Annotated in this window: 6 protein-coding genes and 1 pseudogene; 3 read left to right on the forward strand and 4 right to left on the reverse strand. The window is 63.6% G+C overall.

What is annotated here, in order from left to right; translation table 11 throughout:
* Window positions 1-553 precede the first annotated feature (553 nt).
* Window positions 554-1,870, forward strand: a complete 1,317-nt coding sequence (locus ACZ7HQ_RS44320; RefSeq protein WP_471003038.1) for an NAD(P)/FAD-dependent oxidoreductase — start codon at window positions 554-556, stop codon at window positions 1,868-1,870.
* Between the two features lie 223 nt (window positions 1,871-2,093).
* Window positions 2,094-2,501 (forward strand): annotated as a pseudogene (locus ACZ7HQ_RS44325) (transposase); the annotation flags it as partial.
* On the opposite strand, the gene ACZ7HQ_RS44330 reads toward ACZ7HQ_RS44325, so the two are convergent.
* From ACZ7HQ_RS44330 to ACZ7HQ_RS44345, 4 genes are all read right to left on the reverse strand, one after another.
* Window positions 2,426-2,950: an IS3 family transposase gene (locus tag ACZ7HQ_RS44330; protein WP_471003025.1), complete on the reverse strand. Its 525-nt coding sequence runs from the start codon at window positions 2,948-2,950 to the stop codon at window positions 2,426-2,428. The pseudogene ACZ7HQ_RS44325 and the gene ACZ7HQ_RS44330 overlap by 76 nt on opposite strands.
* Window positions 2,947-3,306 (reverse strand): transposase, encoded by a 360-nt coding sequence (locus ACZ7HQ_RS44335; protein WP_471003028.1) that lies wholly within the window; start codon window positions 3,304-3,306, stop codon window positions 2,947-2,949. The genes ACZ7HQ_RS44330 and ACZ7HQ_RS44335 overlap by 4 nt, the downstream gene beginning before the upstream one ends.
* 289 nt (window positions 3,307-3,595) lie before the next feature.
* Window positions 3,596-4,681, reverse strand: coding sequence for a hypothetical protein (locus tag ACZ7HQ_RS44340; protein ID WP_471003031.1), 1,086 nt, complete (start codon window positions 4,679-4,681; stop codon window positions 3,596-3,598).
* Window positions 4,682-4,962: 281 nt separating this feature from the next.
* Window positions 4,963-6,192 carry a hypothetical protein gene (locus ACZ7HQ_RS44345; protein ID WP_471003033.1) on the reverse strand — a complete coding sequence of 410 codons (1,230 nt, stop codon included), beginning with the start codon at window positions 6,190-6,192 and terminating at the stop codon, window positions 4,963-4,965.
* An 816-nt stretch (window positions 6,193-7,008) separates the two neighbouring features.
* Between ACZ7HQ_RS44345 and ACZ7HQ_RS44350 the strand changes: the two genes are divergently transcribed.
* A partial coding sequence (locus ACZ7HQ_RS44350) for a hypothetical protein (protein WP_471003036.1) occupies window positions 7,009-7,286 on the forward strand: 278 nt, incomplete at its 3' end.

A 7,286-nucleotide genomic window follows, 5' to 3' on the forward strand; every position in this document is an offset into this window, starting at 1 on the left:
ATCACCAGCGCAACGACCAGGAGCCCTGCCGCGTTACGGACCCGACCGGCAGCCGCCAACGGCCGCGAAGCACAGGATGAGAAGGGTTCAGTGACTACCGAACCGAGATGACCGAACGCTTCCGCATCTGGAAAGCCGTCACCGGCGTGCCCGTGACCGGCTGAACGAGGTGCCACCCCGAGCACACCCGCATCCTCACCAGCCCCAATCGACCAGCCACACCAACAACTTGACGACGCCCTCTGAAGCCCTGCACCCGCCCCCTCGACGTCCTGGGCATGACGCCGTGATGAGCAACTACGCCAAAACCCAGTCGGATGCCAGAAATTAACTAGCCCACAGAAAGGAGTGGATTCACAAGCGCTCAAAGTTGACTGTTGCCTCAATGTTTCGGCCTGCTTGACGCTTACCTGATTCGTGGGCTGATGCTTTACTACTGATTGTCAGTCGAAAGGCCCTGCTGTTAGGGCTTGGGCATTCCTATGGCCAGCACCCGGGTTGCGTCGGCACGAACTACGGCGGAGAGAGGCTTCCTATGGACAGTGCTATCGTTATGGGGTCGGGGGTAGCAGGAATCCTTGCCGCTGAAGTCCTTTCACGTCATTGCGGGAGCGTGACGATGATAGAACGTGATCGGCTGGACAACAGTGAACGTGACCGTCCCGGAGTTCCGCAGCACCGCCACATCCATTTTTTGTGGCCCGCTGGGCAGAACGTTGTGGAGTCTCTGTTTCCGGGTTCCCTGGAATACCTGCTTAGCCTGGGCGCGCCCCGGATTTCGTTCCCTGCCGACGCAAGGTGGCTGATCACAGAAGGGTGGCTTCCGAGGCTGCCGCTGACAAGGCTGTTCACGTGTAGTCGCTCCCTGTTGGAAGCTACCCTTCGAAAACGGCTCACCAAAGTGGATGTTAAGGATAACACCACCGTCACTGGCCTACTCACCGACGCGACCGGCCGCGTTGTCGGGGTCCGGACCCGCACCGGGGACCAGACTCAAACGCTGCACGCCGACCTGGTGGTAGACGCCACCGGACGGTCATCCAAGCTCTCGCAGTGGCTCGCAACGCTAGGGCATACCCTGCCTGCAGAGACCGTAGTGGACGCTCAGATGGGGCACGCCACCCAGGACTTCCGAGTCCCTCAGGAGTACACCCCAGACTGCACAGCGATTACTGTGCATCACCGTCCACCCCATGTACGTCGCTGCGGTTACATGGCCCTCCAGGAAAACGGATACTGGAGGTGCACGCTTGCCGGATATGGCGCTGACTACCCGCCGAACACCAACGAGGGATTCTTGGAATACGCACGTACTCTTCGCGATCCCACACTGTACGCACTGCTCGCTAAGGCCACGCCCGTCGGTAGGATCGCGGCATTCAGGCAGGCGGCTAACCGCCACCATCACTGGGAGAAGATGCGCACCTGGCCGGCCGGACTCATCGCACTGGGAGATTCTGCTTGTGCCTTCAACCCGGTTTATGGCCATGGCATGAGCGTCTCCGCTCTCTGCGCTCAGGCTTTGGAACGCTGGCTGGCCAACGGAGCCAGGTCCACCGCCGAGTTCCAGCGAGCCGCCGCTCGTGCGGCATCCGGTGCATGGTCCATCGCGACTTGGGAAGACTGGCGTTGCCGCGAGACCACCGGCGCCCGCCCTACTATTAAGGACCGGATTCTCCTCACATACTACGTCCGTGTCCTGGCTGCTGCCACGATGGACAGCAGAGTGTGTGCTGACCTCATGAACGTCATGAGCTTGCTCAAAAAGCCCCGCGCACTGATGCGCCCCGACGTGGTCTTGCGCGTCATGAGGAAATCAAGAGGAGCCATCCCAGAAGTCGTTCTTCCAGCGGACGGCGACCAGGCGTAGAGCCCGTTCGCCCTTGGCTCCCGGCCCCTGTCATGGGCCGGGAGCCACAGCGTAGCCGTTTTTGGTCAGCTGGTCGCCTCCGCTGTGATGTTGTTCCCGAGCCGGTGGCAGGCCGCGGCTTGATGTTGGTGGTGGCGGAGCCAGGCGCGGACCAGAACAGGACGTGTTGCAGGTCGCGGCGGGGTGCCGGGATGACGGTTGCGCGCAGAACGGCAAGCAGTTCATGCGGGCTGGCGGGGACGAGCTCGGCTTCGGGGGTGTCGAGTTTGTCGGTGGTGCCGCTGTGGGCGTGAGTGACGGCGAGAACGGCGGCGGCCAGCAGGCTGATCACACTCCAGCGCATCCAAGAGTTCCAGCAGGTGACCTGGCCCCGGTCGGGGTGAACCGCCCCGGGTTCTTTGGAGGCTCTGATCCCTGGAAGGGTTGGAGCTATGCCAGCACCGAGGAAGTACCCGCCGAGCTGCGGGAGCGGGCCGTGCGGCTCGTGTTCGAGATACGTCAGGAGACCGGGCAGAAGGTCGGCTCGATTTCCCGGGTCGCCGACCAGCTCGGAGTTCACCGCGAGGCTCTGCGGGAGTGGGTCAAGCGCGCGGAGATCGACTCCGGACAGCGGCCGGGTACCTCGTCGTCGGACGCCGCGCGGATCGTGGAGCTGGAGCAGAAGGTCAAGGAGCTGGAGCGGTCGAACGCGATCTTGCGGGCGGCGTCGGTCTTCTTCGCCCGGTCCGGCACCGGCGTCTGTGACGGCTCCGGCACGGTCGTACGCACGCGCTTGCGCAGGCGCACGCCGGTGATGCGGAACTTGCGCATGACACGCGCGACCTTCTTCTCGTTGATCACCATGCCGTGGGTGTCACGGAGCTCGGCCGTGATCCGCGGGGCGCCATACGTCCCGTCGGAGTCCGTGTGGATGGCCCGGATCTTCTCGGCCAGGTCCTCGTCGGCCCGCTCGCGCTCGGCGCGGGCCTCACGCCCGCCTCGCCACTTGTAGTAGCTGGAGCGGGCCACCTCAAGGAGTCGGCACAACCGCTGGACGTCGTGGGTCTGCCGGTGGTCCTCGATGAACTGGCAGCGGCTCACCAGGTCATCTCGGTCGCGAAAAACTTCGTGGCCTTGCGCAGGATGTCGCGTTCCTCGGCGAGCGTCGCGTTCTGTTTGCGCACCTGCTTCAGCTCGGTGCGCAGGGCCGCTATCTCGGCCTGCAGTTCTTCGCGGGTGGGCTCGCTCACCGTGGCCGGCTCCTTGGTCTTCCTCGTCGTGCTCATGGTCGTGCCCAGCTCGCCCTGACGAGACCGCTCGGCCCGCACCCAGTCCCGCAGTGTCCCCCGGCTCACGCCCAGGTCCTCCGCGACCCCGGCCAGGGTCAGGTCCGGATCAGACAGGTACAGCGCGACAGCATCCGCCTTGAACTCCGGCGAGTAGAACTTCATCACCATAAGGGACATCTCCTCCCCGGCCCCAGGTCAGAGGCCGGATCAAGGTGTCCACTCCCCGGGGGGAGGTGCCCTCCACCGGATCCGGCCGGTACGCCTCCGCAGGGCGAGCACGGTGCGTATAGCCCGGCAGAGAGACCAGCAGCATCTCCTCCACCGCACCATTGAGCGCCTCGACGGTGCCCTTCCGGTACGGCTTGTACGCCGGCAGGCCCTCCACCGGAACCGCGAAAGCGTCGAACGATTTACAGTCCCGGATGGCCCGGGAGAGGATATGCGGAGCGCGGAAACGCTATTTAACAGCCCATGCGTCCCCACGGGTGCCGTGGACTTTTTGGTTGATGATCGGCGGTGCGCCGGGCCGTTGACGGATCACGATCCGGTCGACACTGTTGTACTGGTGGGTGTCGATGCGCTGTGCGGTGGCGCTGATGGCTTGCCGGTGTGTATGGGTAACCTTGCCGCTGAAGAGAGTCACCTCCGCTTGCGGCAGGGCCACGCCGAGTTGTGAGATGCCGAATGGCCAGGGGCAAGTGGCCCCGCTATACATTACGGCGGTGATGAGGCCTTTCTCGTTGACGGCCCAGCCCGGGTTGTGCACAGCGCAGTCGTCAAAGCCGGCCAGCGGGTCGGGGGCCACCAGCAGGCCGTGGTCGACAAAGTGGAGGCCGTCGCGGCTGGTGCCGTAATGGAGGCGCCACCAGTCCTTGTAGATACCGACCCGTGCATAAGCCGCGATGTACTGCCCGTTAACCAGCTTGACATCGGCGCCGGCGAAGAGACCGATCATCCGTGCATAGGTGAAGTGCCGTGGGAAGGCCTCGTAGGAGACAGCCAGATGCTGCGACCAATGGCTGTTGTTGACCGAGCCGTCGAAGTACATCTCCCACCGCCACCGATGGTGTCTGTCCTTATACTGTGGGTTAAAGATCAGCGACGGGCGGCCGCAGAAGGGGACGTGCGCTCCGCTGATCGTGACCTCGTGGCTGCGGTCGGTCAGCTGTGGCCAGTGGACCCCGTCACGGGAGATCAGTGTGGAGCACTTATCGACGTCCCCTACCGGTTTGGTGGTCATCGCCATGACCCAGTTACCGTCCGGGAGCCTGACCGCCGAGGGGTCGTTGACGTGGTCGTAAACGCCGTGTCCGATGACCTTCCTAACGCCGGAAAATCCATGGGTGAGGGTGTCGTCTCTGGTGGTGGACAGGTAGATATCGTCGTGTGGCTGTACCCGGGCGAACGGGCCGCCGGAGTAGACGTTCCATACTCCGCCCGCCTTGACGGGGTTGGCCGCATACAGATTCAGCCCGCCGATGACCGGGTTGCCGCGGTACGGCACAAAGAATGCCTGACCTGGGTCTTTGACTGATCGACCCACATGGAAGACGGTGAACGGATCACCGCCCTTCTTCCCGAGAGGGATCAGCCTCGATGACGCCATAGCGGGTGCCACTAGTAAGCAGACCACCATCACCCATAGGGAACTAACCGAGAGCCATCTCCGTTTTAACTTCATGCGATCTCCTAGGGACCATGTGGCCACGGCGCAGCCACGGTCGACGGACGGCGGACTTTCGATGTTCTGAGCTGCCCCATTCCCCATCATGTGTTCACTGCTCACCGCGGATAGCGGGGGAGGATATACGGGGCGCGGAAGGGCTATTTAACAGCCCATACATCTCCACGGGTGCTGTGGATCTTTTGGTTGATGATTGGCGGCGCGCCGGGCCGTTGACGGATCATGATCCGGTCGACACTGCTGTACTCGTGGGTGTCGATGCGCTGAGCGGTCGCGCTGATGGCCTGCCGGTGCACATGGACAACGTTGCCGCTGAAGAGAGTCACCTCCGCCTGCGGCAGGGCCACGCCGAGTTGTTGCTTGCCAAATCCCCAGGGGCAAGTGTCCGCGCCGCCATACATGACTGCGGTGATCAGGCCCTTTTCGTTGATGGCCCAGCCGGGGTTGGTGACACCGCAGTCGTCGTAGCTGGCCAGCGGGTCAGGGGCCACCAACTGGCCGTGTTCGGCAAAGTGGAGGCCGTCCCGGCTGGTGGCGTAACGCAGGCGCCACCACGAGTCCATGCCGGGACCGATCCTGCGATAAGCGGCGATGTACTGCCCGTTGACAAGCTTGATGTCGGCGTCGCCCATGAGGCCGATCAGCCGTACGTAGGTGAAGTGCCGTGGGAAAGCCTCGTAGGAGACAGCCAGGTGCTGCGACCAAACGCTGCCGTTGACCGAGCCGTCGAAGTACATCTCCCACCGCCATGGGTGGTGCCTGTCCTTATAGTGCTGATTCAAGATCAGCGAGGGGCGGCCGCAGAGGCCGACGTGCGCTCCCCTGATCGTGACCTCGTGGCTGCGATTGGTCAGCTGTGGCCAGTGAACCCCGTCACCGGAGATGAGCGTTGAGCACGTCTGGACACCCTCCGGTCCGGTGGATAACGCCATGACCCAGTGACCGTCCTTGAGCCTGACCACTGAGGGGTCGTTGACGTGATTGTTAATGCCGTGATCGATGATCTTCCTGGTGCTGGAGAAGCCATGGGTGAGGGTGTCGTCTCTGGTGGTGGCCAGGTAGATATCGTCGTGGGGCTGTCCTGGGGCGAACTGGCCGCCGGAGTAGACGTGCCAGATCTTCTTGACGGGGTCCTTGACGGGGTTGGCTGCATACAGATTCGGGCCGGGGACGACCGGGTTGCCGCGGTAGGGCACAAAGAATGTCTGACGTGGGTCTTTGACCGATCGACCCACGTGGAGGACGGTGAACGGATCGCCACCCTTCCCGAGATAGATCAACCTCGGTGATGCCATGGCGGGTGCTACCAGTAAGCACACCACCATCACCCCGAGCGAGCTAACCGAGAGCCATTTCCATTTTAACTTCATGTGACCTCCTAGGGTTGTGTGGTCACGACGCAGTCACGGTCGGCGGACCTTTGATGTTCTGGGCCAAGCCATTCCCCATCATGTGTCAACTGTCTGCTGGCCGCCGTCGCTCAGCACATCACCATAACCGGTGATAAATGCCTTCGCATTTCCAGCGACTGGACCGTCACCAACACCGCCCCGCTGCCCAGGCTGGAGATTCAATTACCGAGCCAAGGCGGTGGCCGCCATCCACCAGTTCAAGTGACTCATGCCGGCCCGTCTCTGGCCGTCCGGGGCCGCTCTGCAGCGGGTGCCGGCGATGCTGAAGCAGGGTGACGAGCAGGCGGAAGAACTTGGTGAATTCATAGACCTGGCTGGTGTGCTTCCATTCCGAAGCACCGCTTAGCGAGCATCACCGCCGACGTGTGAGCGGGGCGGATTCCGAGACGCGCAACGTTCCCCGACACGTCCTCCTCACAGACGCGGGCCTGCTCGCTGACTGGATGTGTCCGTGCCGGGCTGACAAGCGAAGCCGCCATGCCATGACCTGCAGCGCCAAGGCGTGCGGCGGTGGTTGTCGTACAGGAGGGATACAGCAACCACGCACCGCGGGCGGCTGCCGGCGGCCGTCCATGACCCCAAGGCCAGCGTCGTGGCTGCATGGCCGTCCAGCCGATAGTTCGGGAAGAAGAGGTCGTGCCAGATGCGTGCCGGATCATACGGGGAGCCGCGGGGAACATCGGGGAATCAACGGACCCGCCACCAGCCGTAGAGGCGCCTCCGCTGCAGGTCAGACCCGCAGCGAGCCCCGGATCACCTTAGCTTCCCAAGCTGATGGCTCACGCCGTCGCCAAAGACTCCGGACGCCGCACCGGCAACCTCCGCCGGCCCCAGCGCTACAGCCGCCGCCTGCGCAACGAACCAGGCTCCGGCCGTGGCCAGGTGGATGCGCTGGGCGATGCCGTGGCCACCGGGATGGCCCAGGAACGGACCGACCGTGGCGATCGCCGCAGCCATGGAGCCTTTTCAGCGGTAGCTCTCCAGAGTGAGGACGGCTTTGGCGGCGGTGGTGAGCCAGGTGGGGATGCAGCTGGCATGGCGGAAGATCCGCC

Source organism: Streptomyces sp. NPDC037290 (assembly GCF_055603245.1).

Excerpts from the sequence above, each read along its gene's own strand:
- ACZ7HQ_RS44320 (WP_471003038.1), top strand. The coding sequence starts at position 554 with ATGGGGTCGGGGGTAGCAGGAATCCTTGCCGCTGAAGTCCTTTCACGT.
- ACZ7HQ_RS44335 (WP_471003028.1), bottom strand. The coding sequence starts at position 3,306 with ATGGTGATGAAGTTCTACTCGCCGGAGTTCAAGGCGGATGCTGTCGCG.
- ACZ7HQ_RS44345 (WP_471003033.1), bottom strand. The coding sequence starts at position 6,192 with ATGAAGTTAAAATGGAAATGGCTCTCGGTTAGCTCGCTCGGGGTGATG.